We start from the raw sequence: 20507 nt of genomic DNA, 5'->3' as shown, positions 1-20507 counted from the left end.
CGCCGGTTCGACAACCCCATGGAGGCGCCTTGAGCTTCTATCAAGAGACAACCCTGGCCGGCTACGCCCGCGCCGCCGTCCACCTCAAGTCACGGATGGTCGACTACAGCCGTACCCGCTTCGCCCAGCAGTACCTGAAGGCCTACCTCGACGCCGCGTTCGAGGAGACCGTCGCGACGACAACGCCGAAGGTGCTCGCAGCCGTCGACACGCTCGCCCACCAGCCGTGGCAACTCGGCGATCCCTACGTGCTGGCCCCCGAGATGACCGCGATCGTGGCCGCCGCCGCCGAGGCACTCGACCTGACCGGCGACCTCATCCCCGACGACATCGCCCCCAGCGACAGCGGCGTCCTCTTCCTGCCCGAACCGATCTACCACCGTGGAACACACGGCCAGGTCGCATCGATAGGCGCCGTCACCTGGGCAAAGATGCACAACATCGGCACCGGAAGCACCGACTGGTGGATCACCGGCTGGGCCGACCGCAACGACCCGCTCGACCCCAGCGCCGCCCGCCTCCGCGCCCAGTACACACAGGACGCCCAACTCGCGGCGGACTTCGGCCCGTACGTACTGGCCTCATCGGCCCGGATTCCCGTGGGCAGACCGGTCGAAGCCCGTTGCGACCTCACCGCGTACGACGATGACGACATCGAGTGGGAACCAGCCCCCGACGGGCGGTTCTGCATCGACGAATCGACCGTCCGGGTCAACGCGGTCGCCGCCATCGCCTACGCGTTCTGGGCCATCCAGGCCCAACCCCTCGCCACCGTATCCGCCCCACCGCTCGACCGCGCCGCCCGCCGCCGCGCCCAACGAGACAAGGTCGTCCACCTGACCCGAGTCGTCATGCTGCGCCGACGCAAACCCGTCACCGACCGCAACACCGGTGAAGCGAAATGGCACTACCGGGTCCGGTTCTTTGTCAAAGGCCACTGGCGTCACCTCTCCGACGCTGACGGCCGGCGGTATCGCATCTGGGTCCACAGACACATCAAGGGGCCAGACGGCGCCCCGCTGCTTCTTGGTGACGCCGTCTCCATCCTCGCCCGCTAAACAAGAAAGGAAACAAGATGCCACCGCTCGAGGAGTTCCTCCAACACCAACAACGTCTCATCAACGAATTCGGCTGGGCAGTGACCGCCGTACTGCCCGATCTCGGGGAGAGCGGCTCCGCGTTCGCCTACACCGTAGGCCTGACCGAGCATGATTTCCCTGAGTTGGTCATCGCCGGCCTTGACCCGCTCATCGCCCAGGCATTGCTGAACGACATGGCCGGACGCGTCTACGACCGGGCCGAGCGGTTCACCCACGGCCAACGCGTCGCCGACCTGCTCGTCGGCTACGACGCGATCATCGTCGAGGGACCCGCCACCGACGCGCTGCTTCCCGGTGCGGCCCACGCCCGGTACGGCAAGGATCGCGTGCGCCTGCAGCAGATCGTGTGGCCGGACCCGCGCTCCCGGTTCCCGTGGGACGACGGCTACGAATACCCCGCTCACGTGCAACCGCTGCTGGGACGCCCATAACCCGATGAGCGGCATCACGGGAGCCGTCAACGACCTGGCGCTGGAAGTCGGCGCGACGGTCAACTGGACCGCGTTGCACAACAATCTGCTGTCCCCAGCCGTGACCGCGCTCATCAGCGCCGCCGGGACCGTCGAGTTCAACACCGGCCTGATACAGAAGCATCAGCAAGACCTCAATCACATGCTTGACGCGGCGAAAGCCGAAGGCGGCGTCCCCGAGGACCTGCTGTTCGTCGCCGGCGCACTGGCGGACATGTCCCTGACCCTCCTCGATGAGCGACAAGCAGCCGTCGATCGAGTACGGGCGCTCGTCATTCCGCTCGCCGAACTCGGGGTGCTGGAAACGCCCGTGTGACGGGCGCGGCGCGAAACGACCCCGCTCTCTAACGGCGACGCCGTCGCTGTCCTCGCCGCGTTCACTACGAACCCGGGTGTCGCTGTGGGAGACAGCGACGCGATTCGCCTGGCCCCACGCCCCGCGCCTGGGGCTTTGTTGTGCCCAAGAATCGACACAGGAGCGATATTTTCCATGTCCGGTCACACCTTCGGCAAGGATGACCTTGTCGTCATCAGCCCGGTTTTCGCTCGCCCTGGCGAGGAGAACGTCGTGTATCGCGTGGTCGAGGTTCACCGAGTGAACCTCGACGCCGCTCCCGTCAGCGGCGGGCACCCTGTCCGGGCACCCAAGGACATGTTTGAGCCCGCGCCGGAGACCACCGCCGCTGCCGAACAGCCGGACGGCACGCATCCGGCCTCAGGCAACGCCGTCACCCTGTGGGCCGGCAGTGTCGTCACGGTCGCCGGGCCACGGTGGACAGGGCCGGCTGGCCAGCTCTACGTCGTCCTGCGGACGAGCGGCGACAAGGTCTGGCTGGTCAAGCTCGGCGGCGACAACGGCCGCTACTGGCGTGGTGTCCACCGCAGCTTCTGCGCCCTCGTCGACCCGAGCCTCATCACCATGTCCCCCGGCGACTCAGTAGCCGGGCGCCGGCGCGTCACCTCCGGTGGCTAATCCGCGCCGTCGGCCCGCCGGTCTGCCGCCAGCCCACCGGTAGGCGGCAGCGCACTCCGGCAGCCCGCCGCCGAGGCTTTCGGGTCAATCCAGCTCCAATCATTCGCATGCGGCGCCCCGAAGGCGATCCCACCCACCACTGGGCGGGCCCGCCTTTCGTGAGCGCCGCTGCCTCTTCGCTGGGAGAAATCCATGCCTCCGTCGACAAGCCCTCTCGTCCGGGTGGCCGCACAGTTCGGCTACGACCTCGACGAAACCTCACTCCTCACCGACCCGGGCGTCCCCGCGACCGACACACAGGCCGCCCGGCTGTGCGCGATCCTGATCGAACATGCCAGCACCATCAACGACCCCGACCTGCGCTACACCATCAGCCAGGACCCGGACTACGTGCACGGCATCGCCGCGGACGCTGCTACCGCGATCGAGCGCGCCTACCGGGCCGTCGCCGTGCTCCTGTCCACCGCGGTCAGCACCGGTGCCGCGCGGCTGCTCACCCCAGGCGGCAGTCGCGCCGCAGTCGCGTCGCCCTGGCGTCCCGGCGTGGTCCGCATCGCCGGCGCCCACGGCGGGCCCTACCCCTGCCAGATCTGGCAGGCGGGCTGGAACGGCTGGGCCCGGCCCCGCTTCACCCGTGACATCGTCGCCCGGCTGATGGCCGACCTGGACGAGGACTGGCGCCGCAGCGGGCAGCACCCCGACTCCCTCGCCGGACAGCTACTCGAGGACGGCAACGTGCTCCTGTTCCACGACGAGGGCGTCCAGGAGGTCATCCACCCAGACGACGACGACATGTTCGCCGTTGGCACCGGTACGTGGACGTGGGAGGAGTGGCCGGAGTAGAACCCGGCCCGCCACCCGACCCGGCGCGCCCCGGGCCGTACTGGCCCGCCTGGGCGCGGCCCGTACCGCGGGGCCGGCACGGCCACGGCACGAGCCGAGCCCTGAAAGCAATTCCTCTACCCCAGAAAGGAGGCGAGATGCTCAGAATCCTCGCTGTATCCGTCCGAGGGCATCGGTATCTGGAGGGAAACCCGAGCGTTCACCCCATCAGCGAGGTACCCGCCGGTACAGGGACCCTGTTCCCTGACCTCACCGCAGTGCAACGCCACGTGCAGCGCGAGTACCGCACCCTGTCGGTGTTCTGGCGCGTCGAGGTCATCGACGAGCGTGGTCAGATCGTATCGCGAGGCACGCGTGACGGCCTCAACGGCACCGGCAACCGCTGGGTGTGGCAGCCCGCGCAAAAGCCGTGACCGGCGCACCCACACCAACTGATCCCGACTCCGCTCGACGTCCGGACACTCCGGCGAGCGGCACCAGCCCCACCCGTTCCTGCGGCGTCATCCGTAGCTGACCGACGCCCGCTTTCGGCACCGCCACCGGTTGTCCGCCCCGCCCTTTGACGGCGGTTCGGCGCGGCACCAACCCCATTCCCGACCGGGAGGTGGCCACGCCGGAGGCGTGGCCACCTCCTGTCCATTTCCCAGGAGGAGTAACGGATGGACTCTGCACCCACACCAGCGCACCACAGCCCCGACCGCGACTTGATCACCGGGAGCGGCAACGGTAGTCGTGTCTGCGCCGCACCAATCGACGGCGTCAGGGGACCGGCGATGACCACACCGACAGCGGGTACGCCCGCCACACCTGCCGGCGCGGCCGGGATCAACGCGGTCAGCGGGCTGCCGAGGCTACGCGCCGGCGAGCTGCAGAACCAGGTCCTCGCGGTCCTAGCCAGCGCCGGCGTCGCCCTGGACGTCGGCGACATCGCCGGGGTCCTCGCCGGACGGTCCTCTGGCGCGATCGGTCAGGCGTGCGACCGGCTCGTCGAGCGCGGCCACGCCGAACTCCTGCCAAGCTCGCCCAAGCAGTACCGCATCACCTCGGCCGGGCTCACGCAGCACCGGGCGAACCCGACGCTGATACCGCCCGCACCGCAAAGCACCGCCGCTCGACCCGCGTCCCCGGCCCCGCCGGCCGCCCCAGCCCCACGCCCGGCGGCATCCACCCACCCCACACAGCCGGCGGCCGCAACCGCGCGACCGGCGACACCGGCGGCGCCCGCGCCGAAGAAGCCGACCACAGGACCGGTGCGGCGCCCGAACGGGCAGCTGTACTACCCACGGCTGCTGGCCAAGCGCCCCGACGTCGACGTGCTGCGAGACCTCCGCGACGCCGACGTCCCCGTGCTGCTCTACGGGCCGCCCGGCACCGGCAAGACCTCGCTGATCGAGGCCGCGTTCAGCACCGACCTGCACACGGTGCCCGGCGACGGCGACACCACGGTCGGCGACATCGTCGGGGACTACGTGCCCACCGACAGCGGCGGCTACGAGTTCGTGCCCGGCCCGCTGCCACGGGCGATGGAAGCCGGCGGGGTGCTGTTCATCGACGACGCCACCCTGATCCAGCCGAAGGTCCTCGCCGTGGTCTACCCGGCCATGGACGGCCGCAGGCAGATCATCCTCAAGGCCGCCGCCGGCCGGGTCGTCACCGCCGCCCCCGGCTTCTACGTCGTCGCCGGCCACAACCCCGGCGTCCACGGCGCCGTGCTGACCGAAGCCCTCTCCAGCCGGTTCTCCACCCAGGTCAAGGTCTCCAGCGACTACGACCTGGCCGCCGCGCTCGGCGTCGACTCCCGGATGGTCCGCGCCGCCCGCAACCTCGCCACCCAGTACGACAGCGGCGAGATCGGCTGGGCCCCGCAGCTGCGCGAACTGCTCGCCTTCAAACGGATCACCGACGTCCTCGGGGTCGACACCGCCATGGCCAACCTCATCGGCCTCGCCCCGGTCGAGGACCGCGAAGTGGTCCACAAGACCGTCTGCCAAGCCTTCGCCCGCGCCAAGATCCTGCCCCTCGCCCTCGGCAACCAGCTGTAACCCCGCAACGGAGGCACACCCATGTCGTTGTCGAAACACCTCAACCCGGACCCGGACGCCGCGTCCACCCCACTACCGGCCGACCACGCCTGGCTGCGCATGTCGGCCGCGCTCAGCGCGCACATCCCCCCGATCGCCGGCCGCGAGGACCTCCTCGTCGTCATCGAACCCGGCGCCGGTCACGGCGCACCAGCCTGCTTCATCCGTGAACGCGCCACCGTCGAAATCGACGGCACATACCTCGGCATCGACCCCCGCACGGTCGACCCGCACGACCCCGACGCCCGGGAAAAGTACCCCGTCGCCTGGGGGCTCCTGGTCCACGAAGCCGCACACTCCCACCACACCCGCTGGGAGTTCGGCACCGGACCCGCCCGGGTGGCCGAGGCCGCCGCGCTGCTGGAGGAGTCCCGCATCGAGACCGCCCAACTGCGCCGCAGGCCCGGCGACCGCCGCTGGCTCCGCGCCGCGGTCACCAGAATCCTGCTCGACGACATCCCGACCACCGACGACCCATGGGCCGCCGCCGCCAGCGCCGCGCTCGTCCTCGCCAGGGTCGACGCCGGGGTCATCGACCCCGACGAGGCCGAACAGCTCCGTCGCGCGGTCGTCCGGATCCTGCGCCCGACCCTGCTCAAGACCCTCACCGGGATCTGGCGCGACGCGCACCAGGTGCCCGACGACGACACCGACGCCATGCTCGCCCTCGGCCGACGCTGGTGCGACGCACTCGGCGTCGACCCCGACACCCCGCCGCCCGGAACGGGGCAGGCCGGTCCAGGCAACCGGCACGGCGGCGCCGGGCAGGGCGCCGGAGGCAGCCCCGCGGGCGGAGGCGTGCTGCGCAACGCGGCCGCCTCCGTCGCCGGTGCCGTGGCCGTCCACGACGCCGAAGCCGCCCAGGCCGCCGCCGCTGCCGCCGCCCGCGCCCAACAGCGGGCCCAGCAACGCAAGGCAGAGGCCGACCAGCAGAAACGGTCCCAGGACGCGGCCGGCGCGGTCTTCGACGGAGACGGAGGCACCGGCGGCGGGGGCGGCGCGAGCACCAACGGGAACCCGCTGGTCCGCACGCAACCTCCGAGGCATCGGACCCGGGAGCCCGGCGACGACGAGCGTGCCGCCGCGCGGCAGCTCGCCCGCGCCCTGCGGGAGGCCGCCTACCGGGAACCGACCGACGCGGTCACCACCTCGGTGACCCCGCCCGGCCGGCTCGTCACCCGCGCCGCGCTCGCCGCCGACGCGCAACGCGCCGCCGGCCAGATCCCCACCTCGCAGCCGTGGCGGCGTACCGAACGCCGCCGGGTACCGCAGCCGCCGATCCACGTCGGGATCGTCGCCGACGTCTCCCCGTCGGTGGAGACGTTCGCCGGGCCGATCGCCTCAGCGGCGTGGATCACCGCCCAGGCCACCGCCTGGGCCGGCGGCACAAGCGCCACCGTCACCTTCGGCCAGTACGTCACCGCCGTGACCCGCCCGGGCCAGCCACCCGACAGAGTCCGCCTGTTCGGCAAGGAGGGCAACACGCAGGGTTTCCCCCTCGCGGTGGACGCCCTCGACGCCACACTCGGCCTGGCCGACCCCCGCGGCGGCGCGCGGCTGCTCGTCGTGGTCAGCGACGGCGAGTTCACCGCCGCCGAGATCACCGAGGGCCAGAAACGTCTGGACCGTCTCGTCCGCGCCGGCTGCGGCCTGCTCTGGCTCGGACCGCCCAACTCCCGCCCCCTCAAGGGCACCGACGCCACCATCCTCGGCAACCCCGGCGACGCCGGCAGGCTCATCGCCCGCGCCGCCGCCACCGCACTACGCGACACCTGAGGCGACGCCCAGGGCCGGCACCTGTTGGTGTACGGGTTCCCGTGCAGAGCCATGTACGGGAACCCGTACGCCCGGTTACCTGCCGCTTCGGCTCCGTCGGCGGCCGCGGACGCAGTGGCCCCCATCCGTTTATTACGCTGGGTTACTAAGAGAGTCGGTTCGGTGCACCGGATCGCGGCAGATCCGGACGCTGCCGGGTCGATCGACAGGACTGATTGTAGTTGCTCGTTGCAGAGCAAGCTCGGCCGCGAACCACAGCCGCACTCGTAGATGTCGATAGCTGCCGTGTACTCGGTGGCGTACCCGGCTCTCTGCACTCGAGCCGTACGCCGACCCCGTGCAGGACGGTCGACGCAATGTGAACGCCTACAACGGAGGCGTCGATGAGGCAGACAAAGGAAGGCTGGCGCCGTCCGTGCTGTCAGCGGTGCTCGTCACTCGGTTGTCCGGGCCTGCTGTCCCGTCCGGTTCGGGTGCTGGCTTGTCCGGTCGCGTGGGACTCCGGGTCGGCGGGGGTAGTCGTGCGGGAGGTACCGGTAGACGGATCGCAGCGATCTGCCGATCTTCTCGGCGAGCAGTTCCGGGGCGAGGTCAGGTTCTCTGTCCAGCCAGTAGGCGACCGCCTCGGCTGTCGTCCGGGGCGGGCCCGGCTCCTGGTGGGTGTCGCCGCTGGCGGTGTCCGGTTCGTCGTGGCGGTGGTTGTCGCCGTGGATGTCGTGGGTGCTCCGGCCTGCCCGGTTCGGGGCGCTCTTCTCGTCTGTTACCGCCGTGACCTGGGGTTTCGCGTCGTGGTTGCCGACCGAGAGCGGTCCGGGGTTGGGGGCTTTGCGTGGTTCCGCCCCGCGCCGACGGTCGTGTGCGGCGGCGGGTGGTGTGGCGTCGGAGGTGCGTTGCCCGCCGGCGGTGTGTTTCCGTTTGGTCCAGGGACGGCGGTTGGGGCGGTGGGTCGTGATGATCCGTTCTGGTGTGAGGTCGGCGGCGATGAGGGCGGTCAGTCCGGTGTAGTCGGCGGTGGCGGTGAGGCGTGCGGCGATTTCGTTGAGGTCGTACACGCGGACGGCGATGTCGGCGGTGGTGATGTCGACGGCGGCGCGGATCTTGCGGTGCAGCACGGTGGCGATGGCGGCGTCGCGGCGTTCGCGGGTGATCGCGGCGCGGGCGGCGTCCAGGGACTCGTACAGGTCGAGGCCGTGGGCTTTGGCGAGGGTGTGTGCCCGGGCGGTGACGGCGGGGTGGCGTGCCCAGTGGTTGATCAGTTCGTAGGCGGGTGGGGTGGGTGGCAGGTCGCCGGTGGCGCGGAGCCGGTCGCGGCGCTGGTTCCCGGCGTGCATGAGCCAGACGAGGTAGCCGAGGGCGGACATGCCGGCGTAGAAGCCTGCGGCGAGGTGGTCGGGGTGGACGGTCCAGTTGAAGGTGACGGCGGCGGCGGCGATGATGGCTGACAGCAGTCGGGGGCCGATCGCCCGTTCGCCGAGTCGGCGGCGGACGTCGGCGTTGGCCATCACCACGACGCCGCCGAGTTCGAGCGCGGCGACGGCGGGGACCGCGACGAGGGCCGGGATGTCGAGTGTGTCGACGGCTCCGGTGACCTGCCCGACGAGGGCGACGAGCAGGACCATGACGTAGAAGGCCAGGCGCAGGTGGGTGGTGCGCCGGACGGCGGCGGCGAGGTCGCGGTCGGTGGCGTCACGGCGGGTGGCGCGGGTCGACGTCGGGTGCTGGCCGGTCGCGGTGGTGGTGGCGCCGTGGGGGTGCCCGGATCCCGGGGTGGCGGCGGGTCGGGGGCGGACACCGGCCGGGGTGGGCTGGTGGGGTGGGGGTTCGTGGCGACCGGCGGAGGTGGAGGGTGTCGCCGGGCGGGTCATCGGTGTCCTCCGCGCGGGTCGGGTGCGGCGGGGCGGCGGCGGAGGTCGGTGGTGAGCTGGTCGGCGAGGGCGGTGGTGGTGTCGTCGGGGGCGGCGTCGATCTCGGCGAGGCGGCGGGTCAGGGTCCGGCGCAGGGTGCGGATCTGGTCGGGGTGGCCCAGGGCGGCGTGGACGCGCATCGCCTGCTGGTAGAGCGGTTCGGAGTAGGGGTCGTGGCGGATCGCGGCGTCGAGGACGGTGAGGGCCTCGGCCGGGTCGGGGGTCGCGGTGGCGAGGGCGAGGTGCGCGTCGAGGGCGCGGCGGCGGACGCCTTCACGGTGTGCCTCGATCCATTCGTAGTCGTGGCCGTCGGCGAGCGCGCCGCGGTAGGCGGCGACGGCGGTCCGGAGCGCGGTGAGCCGTTCGCCGGGGTCGGTGGCCTGGTCGGCGTCGCGCAGGGCGTCGCGCAGCCGCCACAGGTCGACGTCGAGGATGTGCCGGTTCAGGGTGTAGCGGCTGGCCGCGTGGGTGAGGTGGTCGGCGGGCCCGCCGGTGCGGGCGAGGGTCTTCCGCAGGGTGGACACGTAGGTGTGGAGGCGGTGGGGTGCTCTGGACCGGGGGGCGTCGGGGAGCAGGTCGTCGAGGATCGCGTCCTGGGTGGCGTCGCCGTCGTGGACGGCGAGGTAGACGAGCAGTTCGAGCGATTTCGCGCGCAGCGGTGTGGTGGTGTCCATGTCGACGATGCGGGCGTCGCCGAGCAGCCGCACGCTGACGTGTCCGCCGCCGGATGGTTCCGGTCGGGCGTCGCCGTGTCCTTCCGGTCGTGGGCCGGTGTCCGGGCGGTCGTCGGCGGCGTCCTCCGGCCCGGCGTCCGCGGGCCCGGGGTGTGCGGGGGTGTGGGTGTCGGCGGTCGTGGCGTCAGCCGGCGCGGGGCCTGGGCTCGGGTCCGGCGCGCCGCCCTCGTGGGAGGGGTCCGCGGGCGGTGGTTGCGGATCGGTGGGTGTCCCGGTGAGCGTGCGGATCAGGTCGATGGTGTCGGCGGTGGTGAGGACGGTCAGCCGGCCACCACCACCGCCGATGACGTCGTCGTCGCTGGTGGTGGTGCCGTCGGTGTCGACGGTGAGGGTGCGGCCGTCGGGCCACGGGGTCAGCACGACGCCGTGGATGTCCAGGCGGTGGCCCTGGGCGAGGACCGCGGCGGTCCGGGCCGTCGCGTCGGCGGTGTCGTCGGCGATCAGCAGTAGGGGCGGCGGGCTGGGGTGGCCGCAGCGTCGCAGGTCGGCGACGGTGTCGGTGTCGTGCTGGTCGAGCAGCCGGCTGCGGGACATCAGCTGGGTCTCGAGGATCCGCAGGGCGGCGTCGAGGTTGGCGGTGAGGGTGAGGCGCGGCGTGTCGGGAAGGGCCCCGGGGTCGCCGAGCAGGGCCGCGGCGGTCGTGGACGGCATGACCACGTGGGTGGGCCCGGTGGTGAGGGCCGCGGTGAGCATGCCGCGGGCGGCGGCCCGCGCGCCGGGTCCGGTCAAACCCAGCCCGCCCACCGGGGCCGTCGGGTCGAGGGCGGTGACGGTGCCGGTACGGTCGCCGGCGTCGGGGCGGTCGGGGCGGTCGGGGCGGTCGGGGCGGTCGGGGAGGTCGGGGAGGTCCGGGTCCGGGTGGGGGATGGTCTGGTCCCGGGTGTCGCCGGCTCCGTGGGTGGTGGTGCCGGGGCCGGCCGTACGGTGCAGGCTGCGGCGGATCTGGTGGATCATCCGGGGGAGAGCCGCCGGGTCCTCACCGTGCCGGCGGTGGCGGCGTCGGCGCGCCCATACGGCCGTCGCCGTCGCGGCGAGGGCCACGGCGAGTCCGGCCTCGACCCAGCTTCCGTCGGGTAGTGCCACCCCGACGGGCCGCCGCCCGGTGTCGGTGTCGGTGGTGTCGCAGGTGCTGTCGGCTGGGGCGTCCGGCCGGGGGGTGTCGGCGGTGGGGCCGGTCTCGGGTGTGGCCGTGGGTGTCGGTGGTTCGGGTGTCGGCGGGGTATCCACCGCTGGCGGTGGCGGGGGCCGGTTGTCGTCGGGCGGTGTGGCCACGGTGGTGGGTAGGTCGAGGATCCAGCCGGGGTGGATGAGGTCCGGGTCGGTGAGCGTGCCGCCGGTGGGGAACCGGGTGCCCCGGTTGAGGTCGTAGATGTCGGTCCAGCGGTCGTGGTCACCGAGGCGCCGGTCTGCGATCGCGGACAGGGAGTCGCCGCGTCTGACCGTGTGAGTGGGCCGAGGTCCGTCGTCGGCGTCGGTGGTGGTGGGCGGGTCGGCCGTGCGGATGGTGCCTGCGACGGGTTGCGGGGGTGTGGCGGTGGTGGATGCCGGGGTGGTGGCGTGGGCGGCCCCGGCGGTGGTGGCGGTGACGGCGGAGGCGCCGAGGACCGCGGCGGTCAGGCCTTGCAACGGGCGGGGTAGACGCAGGGGTGGCAGCCACCGGGCCAACCCGGTGGCGGCGGCGCACAGCCGGGCCGCGACGGCGGTGGCGATCACCGCCCACACCAGCCATGCGCCGGCCAGCCCGAGCGCGGCGAGGAACCCCGGGGTGAGGGGCTGGTGGATCCACGCCCGCACCGCCGCCATGGACACCGGAGCGGTCGTCGTGCCGCCGAGGTGGACCAGGACGGCGGGCAGCACGGCGACGGCGGCGGCCACGGCGGTGACCCGGACCACGGCACGGGGACGACACGGCACGGCGGCTCCTGTTCACGGGGCGCGGGACCGCCCACGGCGTCGGCGGCGGCGGCAACCGAATTAAGGGCGGTCAACGGGGGATGCCGTCGACGGTATGGCCGTGACCGGCCCGAAGACGTGGCCACGCGTCTGACAGCACCTCACACGACCTCACACCGGCTCACAACGCCAGCTCACACCACCGCCGCGCCGCCGGTCCCCGGGACGGCGGCAGGGGTCGATCTTTCGTCGGCAACCCGGGCGGGCGGGCCGGGGGTGCCGGCCCTGGGGTGGTCAGGTCGCGGGGTCGAGGCCCGCTCCGGCCAGCCGGTCCTGGAAGGCGCGGAGCAGGGCGCGGGCGGTGTCGCCGTCGCCGAGCGCTGTCAACATGTGCGCCGCCCGCCGGTGCAGGTGTTCGTTGTAGGGGTCGACGCGGATCGCGGCCTCGAGCAGCGTCACCGCCTGACGCGGGTCGGTCTGCGTGTCGGCCAGCGCGACGTGGGCGTCGATCACGTCCCGGCGGACGGTCTCCCTCGGTGTGTCGAGCCACGGCCAGGTGTACCCGTCGGCGAGGCACCCGCCGTACAGGTCGATCACCGCCTGCCACGCCGCCGGTCGGCCGGTCACCGCCGTCGTCGCCTGCCGCACCGCCCGACGCAGCCGCCACAGGTCCACGTCTATGTCCGGGTGGAGCCGGTACCGGTCGTCGACGTGTTCCACCACGCTCACACCGCCGTCCTCGGACCCACCTGTGGCCTCCCGGATCGCTTTCCGCAGGTCACTGACGGTGGTGTAGAGGCGGCCGGTGACCCGGTGGGCCGGCACCCCGGGCCAGATCGCCTCGACCAGCTCCCGGACCGTGCCACCGCCGGAATGGACCGCGAGGAACACGAGGACCTGCAGCGCGGCGCTACGACGCACCGCCACCGGCGTGTCCCGGACGGACAAGCCCACGCCGCCGAGAAGCCGCAGCCGCAGCGCCGCCACCCCCGACCGGCCACCGCCGTCCCGGTCCGCTGGCGGGCCGCCGCCGTCCGGACCAGGGTCTACCGGCCGGTCCCCGGCACCGGGCGCCGGCGGCGCCGGCCCCGGCGCGAACACGGCCAGGGCGCCGCCGCCGGCAGTACCGGGTGGGCTGACCACCGCGAGGACGTCCCGGGCCGCCGCCACGTCCAGCACACACATCCGGCCCCGGACAGCAGGACCCCGCGAACCCCGCACCCGCCCCGACGCGTCCACCTCCCAGACGCCGCCGGTCCGAGCCCGGCCCACCACGACCACGGCGACACCACCGGCCACCGCCCCCACGAGACGGTCATCGACAGGTCCGCAGGTGAGCAGCACCACCCGGTCGCCGCCGCCCACATTCCCGCCGGCCGGCGCCTGGCCGGCGGCCCGCGACGCGACAGCGACCGCGTCGGCGACCGTGGACGCCACCTGGACGCCCGCCACCGCCGGCGCCGCGGCACCCGCACCGAGGAACACCTCCAAATCGGCCCGGGTCGTGACGACCCTCACCACCGCGGCGGGATCACGCAGCGACCGCACCGCCGCCGTGACCAGCACGCCACGGGCCGCGTCACCCGCGCCCGGCCCGGTCAGCCCCACCCCACCGGCGGGAAACACCACACCGGCCGGCCCGTCGACCTCCCACCCCTCCGCCGCCGGGCCGGCCCCGCCGCCCGCCGCACCACCATCGGCGGCGACCCCGGTCCGGGCCGCCGCGACCACCGCCGGCAACGGCACCAGATCATCGTCGCTTCGCCGCTGGCCGGGCACGACCGGCCGGTACGACCGGCGACGCCGCAGCCACAGCAACACCCCCGCCGCCGCCACCTGCTCCGCCGTGCCCCGCGGCAGCCAACCACCCGGAACCGTCACCCCCACCCGCTGATCAGCCGACCCCCGCCGCGGCACCTCACCGGACCCGCCGACCCCGGCCGGCACCGCCGACGGCTGATCCGTCACCCCACCCGGAACCGGCCCGGTGTTCGCGCCGAGAACCGCGACCCCCGCCAGCCCGGTGGCCGTCGCCTGCCACGGCGTCGGCAACCGCATCCGCCGCACCCACCCGGCGACCGCCCGCACCCGGACCAGCACCCGCAGCAGCACCACCGCGACGACCAGCAACCACAACAGCCATCCCCCGACCACCGCCGCCGCCGCGACCGTCCCCGACGTCAGCGGATCCGCCGCCCACCGCGCCAACCCCTCCCTGTCCGGCCAACCAGACCACGACCACCTCGTCAACCGCGCCAACCACAGCGCGGGCGCCACCACCAGCACCCCGACCACCACCACGGACACGACCCGCCGCGCCCACCCCACCACCGATCACCCCACCCGGGCCGGCGCCGGCACGACCCCGCTCACCCGGCCGCCACCCCCGCCGGCGAAGCCCGCACGATCCGCGTCCACAACCGACGCAGCCACCACACCGCCACCGCCACCGCGAACACGGCCCCGAGAATGCCCGTCGCCCGCCAACTCACGATCGCGGCGCCGATCACCGCCACCGGCGCCACCAGCACCAGCCGCAACACGACCGGACCCACCACCGCCACCACCACCGCCGCGCCCAGCAACCCGCCACCCACCCGACCCGCCAGATCGATCCACACCGCCATGCCCGGCGACCGGCCCGCCGACATCGAGTACTGCACCAACCACATACCCGCCCCCGCCGTCACCGCCGCACCGTTCGGAAACGCCAGGAAATCCGCCCACCCACCCACCGGCGTCCGCCACCCCCTCGCCGCCACCACCGCCGCCGCCACCGCGCACACCGCCACCGGAGCCACCGGCAGCAACGTCCACCGCAGGAACGGCCCCACCCCCACCTCCAGGTACAAACTCCCCACGATCGCGTACAACCCCGCCACCGCCACACCCAACGACAACCCCGCGAGAATCCCCGTACCGACCTGCCCACCCACCGACCCGACCCGCCCGCCCGCCGGCCCCCGCGCCGCCGCCAACGCACCGAACACCGTGCCCGCGTTCAACCCCGCCACCACCACCAACACCGCCGCCAACGCCAACTCACCCCAGTTCAACAACACCGACGCGCTGAACAACGGACCCGCCCAGTCCACCGTCGACAAACACTGGGTCACCAGCCCCAACGACACGAACCCCGGCACCGCCATCCCCACCACCCGCCGCACCGACGGAACCTCCGGCACCTCCACCACCGGCGACGCACCCGACCCGGCGACACCCGCCGCTCCCCGCACCGCCGCCGTCACCGGATCCTCCACCACCACCGCCGGCACCGACACCGCCTCACCCACCACCCGCGGCACCACCGCCATCAACGACGTACCACCCACACAGAACACGCCCGCCACATCACCCGGCAGCAAATCAGCCGCCGCGACCGCCTCCGCTGTCAACCGACCCACCCGCTCCGCCACCGGCCCCGCCACCCGCTCCAACAACACCCCATCCAGCACCACCCCGCCCCCGGACGGCAACGGCACCGTCACCGCCAGAAGCCACGACAACGACTCCTTCGCCGCCCGCACACCCACCCGCACCGACCACCCGCCCCCCGCCCCAACGGAAACGCCACCGTCGACACTGCCCAGCAACGCGTCAACCAGCCCACCGTCCAGCGCGTCACCACCCGCGTCCGGATCCGCCAACGTCGCCAACACCTCGAACCCCGCCGAACCCCGCCGCAGCACCGACACCTCCGCCCCCGCACCCACGTCACACACCACCACGAACGCACCCACCGGCACCTGCGTACCCCCGGACACCACACGCTGCGCGACCGCGACCGGAGCCTCCACCAACGACGGCTGACCCAACCCCGCCCGATGCGCCGCCTGACGCATCCACAACCGCCGCCGAGGCCCCCACCCCGCCGGCACCACCAAACACACCTCACCCACCGACCCACCCACCACCCGACCCGCCTCATCAGACACCCGCCGCAACAACGCAGCCATCACATCAACCGACTCCACCGTCGCCTCACCCACCGTCACCGGTCCGCCACCGGCGACCGGTGCCGCCACCAACCGGTCAGGAAACGCCGACGCGACCCGCCACGCCTCCCGCCCCGTCACCAACGACCCGTCCTCAGCCACCGCCACACCCGACAACACCGGCCCGCCATCAAACAGCACCGGCGTCCAACCACCCTCCGGACCCGAAACCACCGCCACCACACCAGCCCGACCAACATCGATACTCAGGCGCGTTCCCGCAGGCATACCAGCCAGTCAAACATGAATCACTTACTCACGTCACTCCACGCGTTGACCTCTCACCACGTCCGTCAGGTCCTGGAGCGGAAACACCGAGCCGCGTGCTGACCGCTCTTGACCAGTCCCCAGAAGGCCGGCACGCGTCGCGATCGTCCGCCGACCCGAGCCGCTGATCACCACGCTCACCGCCGGTGGTGGACTCGGCCCCGGACCCTCATCCTCACCGTCGCCGCAGGCACCACGGGAATGGGAGACGTCCCCTCGCCGCCCTGCTCGGCCCCGCCAGCTGCCCGCCGTACTCCTCGGGGCGGTAGGGCCGGCCTACCTGCTCGCTACACCCACACCGTCGCCCTGACCGTCACCACAGCCAGACCGCCGTGCCGCGACGCTGCGGGCGAGTTGCCATCCGCCTGCCGTGCGAACGCCGGTCGCAGTCGCCGAAGGGATCGACCGCGTCCGGGAGGCGGACGACCTTCGCCGGCACCATGAGGGCGCCAAACACAACCGACGACGGCGAGCGACACCCTCGACCGAGTTCAGCCACCCGTGGGCAGCCCCGCCAGGAGCCATCGACCTCTTCCGTCGCGGGTTCAGCTTAGCCATTACCGAGGCGGCGTGCCTCGGCCACCTTGACCAAACCGGACGTGGGCGACCTCGGCGTCCGGGGTGTGGAGCCGACCGAGCACCGGCTCCACACCCGGACGCCCCGCTGGGCTACTGGCGGAACACGGCCAGGGCTGTGGCGACCGCGGAGATCACCGCTGCCACGCCGCCAAGGACCGCAGCCACGTCACCCAAGTTGACACCCCGCCCACGGCGGGCCTTGCCACGCGCCTTGGATCTTGGCCACCTACTTGCTAACTTCACGGTTCCCTTTCCTCTCTACACAACCGGGGGAAGGCACAGGGACGGCATCCGCTGCAACGGATGCCGTCCCGCACTACACGGCCACATGTTCGGCCGCCAGGATCAAACCACGAAGGACCATCGCCTTCTGTGATTTCCGAGGCCATTTCGGGCCACCCTGACCCCGCCTCACCATCGAGAAACACACCGCATCCAGGCCAGGCCAACAGCGATCGTCGCTGACCTGCGACTTCCCTTGCTGGCTGCAAGTTGCATTAGGCAAGACGAGGAAGATTCGCATAGCGAGATATCTGATCGAGACACGCCGATAGGATGCAAACACTTTGGCTGGCGATTCAAATGCGATCAGCATTCACAAATGGGCATCGGCGCGGGAGATCCTCAACCTGTCCGCGGACGCAACACCACCCGTTTCCTCCGGTTGCCCCTCGCCGACACTCGCTGGCGTTCCGGACCGGAGCGCGACCCCGCCGATGTCGACGGTTCGTCGACCATCATCATGATCCGAGCCACCAACGGACGCAGCAGGTGCTCACAGCCCGCCGTCACGGCGCGCTCCCGGACCTCATCCAGCAGCGACTCCCAAAAATCGTCACTCGAACGTGCAGCGGCTACCCGCCGCGCCGCCCGATGCCTTCGGCTCCACGCGAGACCACGCGGCCGCGCCGGCGTGATCGCCGCCAGGTCGTAGACCACCCGTCTCAGCTGCAGCAACCGCACCTCAAGTTCGGCGTACCGTCGCGCCAGCTCACCGACCTCAGCCCGAGCGGCGTCCACCACCAACTGGACATCCGCCCGCGCCTGACGCGCCATCCGGTCCCGCTCCCGCGCGGCCTCAACGCGGATCTGCTCAGCCTCCCGGACCGCCGCGGCCGACTCGACCCGCGCACAGCACACCGGCGCCAACGGATCATCCAGCCGATCGCCCTGGCCCGGATACCCCGCCGACGCGGCCACCGTCGCCCACCGCCGCGCGGCGTCCAGATCCGCCCCGCCCTCGCCGCGGCCGCAGTTCGCCTCCACCACCGAGCGCAGCTCATACAACAAGGCCAGCCGTGCCGCAGCGTCCGCCACATCCCGCTCCGCCGCCAACCGCAACCACCGCAACGCATCCGGATGATCATGAACCTGCAGATGAACCCCCAACAGGTACGCGGCCACGCCCAGCTCGGCGTCCGCCGCCTGCAACTCCATGAACAACCGTTCCCTCGGGTCGGCGGCACGCTGGCGATACCGGTCCAACAACGCGGCCGCCTCGTCCTCCACATCACCGACCGGCCGTCGCGCGTCCACCGCGTCCACCGCCTGCCGCACCACATCACCGATGCTCACGCCAACCCACCTCCCGCCCGGTCAACGACGGTCAGCCGTCCCGACAACAACTCCTGCAGCCTGCGCAGACCCCGCGACCGGTGAGTCTTGACCGTCGACTCACCGACACCGAGGATCTCGGCGACAGCCCCGACGTCAAGATCACACACCTGCGTCAACACGATCACTTCCCGCTGACGCGGCGGCAACATCCGCACCGCCCGCAGCACATCCACGTGCACGGCCAGATCCCGACCGCCCTCGCCAGCCGGGATCCGCTCCACCTCGCCACGGCACGCCTCCAACGACTCCACCCGGGCACCCTCGCGAGTCAGCTGCTGACGTGCCAACCGGTACATCAGCACCTCCGGACGTTCGTAACGGCCCCAGTAGCGACGCACCACCAACATGACCTCCTGCACCACGTCATCAGCGAGAAACCGATCCCCCGTCCACGCCACCACCGCCCGCCGCAACGGATCCCGCCACCGCCGGAAAAACGCTGTGAACTGCTCATCCACCTCACGCGAGAGACTCATCCGGCGAACCGCCGCTCACCGGCAACACCGGTCGAGGCACCGGATCGCATACCGCAGCGCGACACCGACACCGCGGTCCACCCAGGATCTGCCGCCCCCAGCAACACGTGGCGCACCTGCACTCCTCCTTCTCGAAACCACTTCCGTCAGCCCTGAACTCCCCGGCAAGAAAGAGCGGCCACGCACCACCCGAAGACGACAAGTACCCCGATTCGTGTCCAGAGCGTTACCGGCAGCGACGCCGGGGTGGCCGAGGTACACCGCAGATCGACCGGGCATGCGAAAGTGGATCCGTGTTGGTGCTCCTGGTGACCGGCGTGCCGGCAGCCGGCAAGTCGACCGTCGCGCACAAGCTGTCCGACTGGGGCCACACCAGCATCAGCCTGGACGACGACAACAGCACTTGCTCCTGGCCACACCCCGCCGGCCCCCTGGACACGCAGCCCGGCCGCCGAAACAACAGCTCCTCGCCGCCGCCACTTCAGCGAACGTGGAACCCGGACCGACTCGACGACGTCATCTCCACCGCCCGCCACGACGGCGTACAGACACTGTGGCTGTGTGGCAAGGCCACCAACGCCTCCGAGCTCAGAAACCGGTTCGACGCCTGCCTACTGCTGGAAATCGACCAGACCACGATGCGGAGACGGTTGACCGACGTCGAACAGAGCGGCGTCTGCCGGGCCAACGACTCACTGGCCACCGCGATGGCCAGCTACCAGGCATTCGTCGCGACCTGGCGGCGCCTCGGCGCCGTCCCTGTCGACGGCACGCAGGACCCCGACCAGGTATGCCAGGACCTACTGATGGCAGCTGCATTCGCCGCACTCGGCCGCCACCGCTGATCACAACGCTACGGCGACTCTCCGTGTCCTGAGAGGACGTCTGATTGACGTATTTTGTTGGTAATGCGGGTTTAGCCGTATCGCCAGGTTGGGGTCAAAACAGAATACCCTTCATGTTGTCGGGTGGGTGACAGTTTCCTAGTTCTGTCAGACGTAGGTTGTAGCGTTCCGCCGGTCTCAAGTTGAGAGAGCCGAGGAGGGCTGATGCGTCTGAGGATCGAGGTGGTCACCTCGGCCACCGAGTTGCCTTGGCCGAGCGTGTTGGCGCCAGGTCGGAGCCTGGCGTACGACCTGCTGTCTCGCACTGTGCGCGGGCTGGGTCAGCAGATACACGAGAACGGTTGGGGTCAGCATCGGATGGCGCCGTTCGGCTTCGGTGCCCCGCTCTTCCCTGGCGCACCCCGTGTCCGGGGTAAGTACGCGGCCGGTGGGCGGGGCTTTGTCGAGTTCGGCAGCCCTGTTCCGGAGATTGTCGAGGCGTGGGCGGCTGGCCTGCAGCAACGCGAGTTGATCGACTGGGGCGGGGTTGCCTTCCGGATCAGCCGGGTCGTTCCCGTCGATCCGCCGGACTTCAGCGAGGGCGTCGCCCGGATGCGGACGTCGACGCCGGTGGTGATGAAGGGATCGGGTCGCGACGAGGGCGGTGAGCGGACCACCCGGCAGGCGTGGCTGTTGCCGACCGACGTCGAGTTTCCGGCGTACTTTGATCAGAATTTGCGGCGGAAGCTGGAGACGTTGGGCTTGGAGGCCAAGGTCGTGCTCGAAGGGCTGACCTGGGTTGGGGCGAAGCGCTCGTTCTCGGTGGGCAAGGGTCTTAAGCCGGGGGCGCCGGTCGAGGCTGAGCTACGCGGCGATCCGGAGGCTTTGCAGGCGATCTGGAGCTGGGGCCTCGGCCAGGCGAACTCGGCCGGGTTCGGCTGGGTGTCGGCGGACAGCCGGGCCGGGTGACCGGAC

The 20507-nt window shown here is 71.8% G+C and carries 16 protein-coding genes; 10 read left to right on the top strand and 6 right to left on the bottom strand.

Translation table 11 applies throughout. From position 1 onward, the window contains the following. Positions 1-29 precede the first annotated feature (29 nt). The 8 genes from ACN27J_RS18050 (at position 30) to ACN27J_RS18015 (ending at position 7243) form a co-directional block, all read left to right on the top strand. Positions 30-1058, top strand: a complete 1029-nt coding sequence (locus ACN27J_RS18050) for a hypothetical protein (protein ID WP_421367625.1) — start codon at positions 30-32, stop codon at positions 1056-1058. Positions 1059-1075: 17 nt separating this feature from the next. Continuing rightward, complete coding sequence (locus ACN27J_RS18045; RefSeq protein ID WP_421367622.1) at positions 1076-1531, top strand: DUF4262 domain-containing protein; 456 nt, start codon at positions 1076-1078, stop codon at positions 1529-1531. 4 nt (positions 1532-1535) lie between these two features. After that, positions 1536-1886: a hypothetical protein gene (locus ACN27J_RS18040; protein ID WP_421367620.1), complete on the top strand. Its 351-nt coding sequence runs from the start codon at positions 1536-1538 to the stop codon at positions 1884-1886. Positions 1887-1970: 84 nt separating this feature from the next. After that, a complete protein-coding gene (locus ACN27J_RS18035; protein WP_421367617.1) occupies positions 1971-2543 on the top strand; it encodes a hypothetical protein in 573 nt (190 codons plus the stop codon). A gap of 192 nt (positions 2544-2735) precedes the next feature. Continuing rightward, positions 2736-3386 (top strand): hypothetical protein, encoded by a 651-nt coding sequence (locus ACN27J_RS18030; RefSeq protein ID WP_421367615.1) that lies wholly within the window; start codon positions 2736-2738, stop codon positions 3384-3386. A gap of 137 nt (positions 3387-3523) precedes the next feature. After that, positions 3524-3799: a hypothetical protein gene (locus ACN27J_RS18025; protein ID WP_421367614.1), complete on the top strand. Its 276-nt coding sequence runs from the start codon at positions 3524-3526 to the stop codon at positions 3797-3799. A gap of 360 nt (positions 3800-4159) precedes the next feature. Continuing rightward, a complete protein-coding gene (locus ACN27J_RS18020; RefSeq protein ID WP_421367612.1) occupies positions 4160-5428 on the top strand; it encodes an AAA family ATPase in 1269 nt (422 codons plus the stop codon). 21 nt (positions 5429-5449) lie between these two features. Further along, the gene (locus ACN27J_RS18015) at positions 5450-7243 is read left to right on the top strand and encodes a hypothetical protein (RefSeq protein ID WP_421367610.1); all 1794 of its coding nucleotides are present in this window, start codon (positions 5450-5452) and stop codon (positions 7241-7243) included. A gap of 434 nt (positions 7244-7677) precedes the next feature. Here ACN27J_RS18015 and ACN27J_RS18010 read toward each other — a convergent pair whose 3' ends face one another. From ACN27J_RS18010 to ACN27J_RS17985, 6 genes are all read right to left on the bottom strand, one after another. Next, positions 7678-9108, bottom strand: a complete 1431-nt coding sequence (locus ACN27J_RS18010) for a hypothetical protein (protein ID WP_421367608.1) — start codon at positions 9106-9108, stop codon at positions 7678-7680. Next, a complete protein-coding gene (locus ACN27J_RS18005) occupies positions 9105-11795 on the bottom strand; it encodes a BTAD domain-containing putative transcriptional regulator (RefSeq protein ID WP_421367606.1) in 2691 nt (896 codons plus the stop codon). Before ACN27J_RS18005 ends, ACN27J_RS18010 begins: the two co-directional genes overlap by 4 nt. A gap of 273 nt (positions 11796-12068) precedes the next feature. Continuing rightward, entirely contained in the window at positions 12069-14081 is a 2013-nt protein-coding gene (locus ACN27J_RS18000) for an AfsR/SARP family transcriptional regulator (RefSeq protein WP_421367603.1), read from the bottom strand. A gap of 62 nt (positions 14082-14143) precedes the next feature. Next, the gene (locus tag ACN27J_RS17995) at positions 14144-15910 is read right to left on the bottom strand and encodes an Hsp70 family protein (protein ID WP_421367600.1); all 1767 of its coding nucleotides are present in this window, start codon (positions 15908-15910) and stop codon (positions 14144-14146) included. 1329 nt (positions 15911-17239) lie between these two features. After that, positions 17240-18190, bottom strand: coding sequence for a hypothetical protein (locus ACN27J_RS17990; RefSeq protein WP_421367599.1), 951 nt, complete (start codon positions 18188-18190; stop codon positions 17240-17242). After that, positions 18187-18708, bottom strand: coding sequence for an RNA polymerase sigma factor (locus ACN27J_RS17985; protein ID WP_421367597.1), 522 nt, complete (start codon positions 18706-18708; stop codon positions 18187-18189). The genes ACN27J_RS17990 and ACN27J_RS17985 overlap by 4 nt, the downstream gene beginning before the upstream one ends. Before the next feature lie 293 nt (positions 18709-19001). Between ACN27J_RS17985 and ACN27J_RS17980 the strand changes: the two genes are divergently transcribed. Both ACN27J_RS17980 and ACN27J_RS17975 read left to right on the top strand, forming a co-directional pair. After that, positions 19002-19553: a hypothetical protein gene (locus ACN27J_RS17980; RefSeq protein ID WP_421367595.1), complete on the top strand. Its 552-nt coding sequence runs from the start codon at positions 19002-19004 to the stop codon at positions 19551-19553. 204 nt (positions 19554-19757) lie between these two features. After that, the gene (locus ACN27J_RS17975) at positions 19758-20501 is read left to right on the top strand and encodes a CRISPR-associated endoribonuclease Cas6 (RefSeq protein WP_421367592.1); all 744 of its coding nucleotides are present in this window, start codon (positions 19758-19760) and stop codon (positions 20499-20501) included. Positions 20502-20507 lie beyond the last annotated feature (6 nt).

The organism is Solwaraspora sp. WMMB762, assembly GCF_049179115.1.
In the GTDB taxonomy this organism is placed as follows: Bacteria; Actinomycetota; Actinomycetes; order Mycobacteriales; family Micromonosporaceae; genus Micromonospora_E.
Note: the sequence above shows the minus strand (reverse complement) of the source record. Positions and strands in the feature narration are given on the sequence as shown.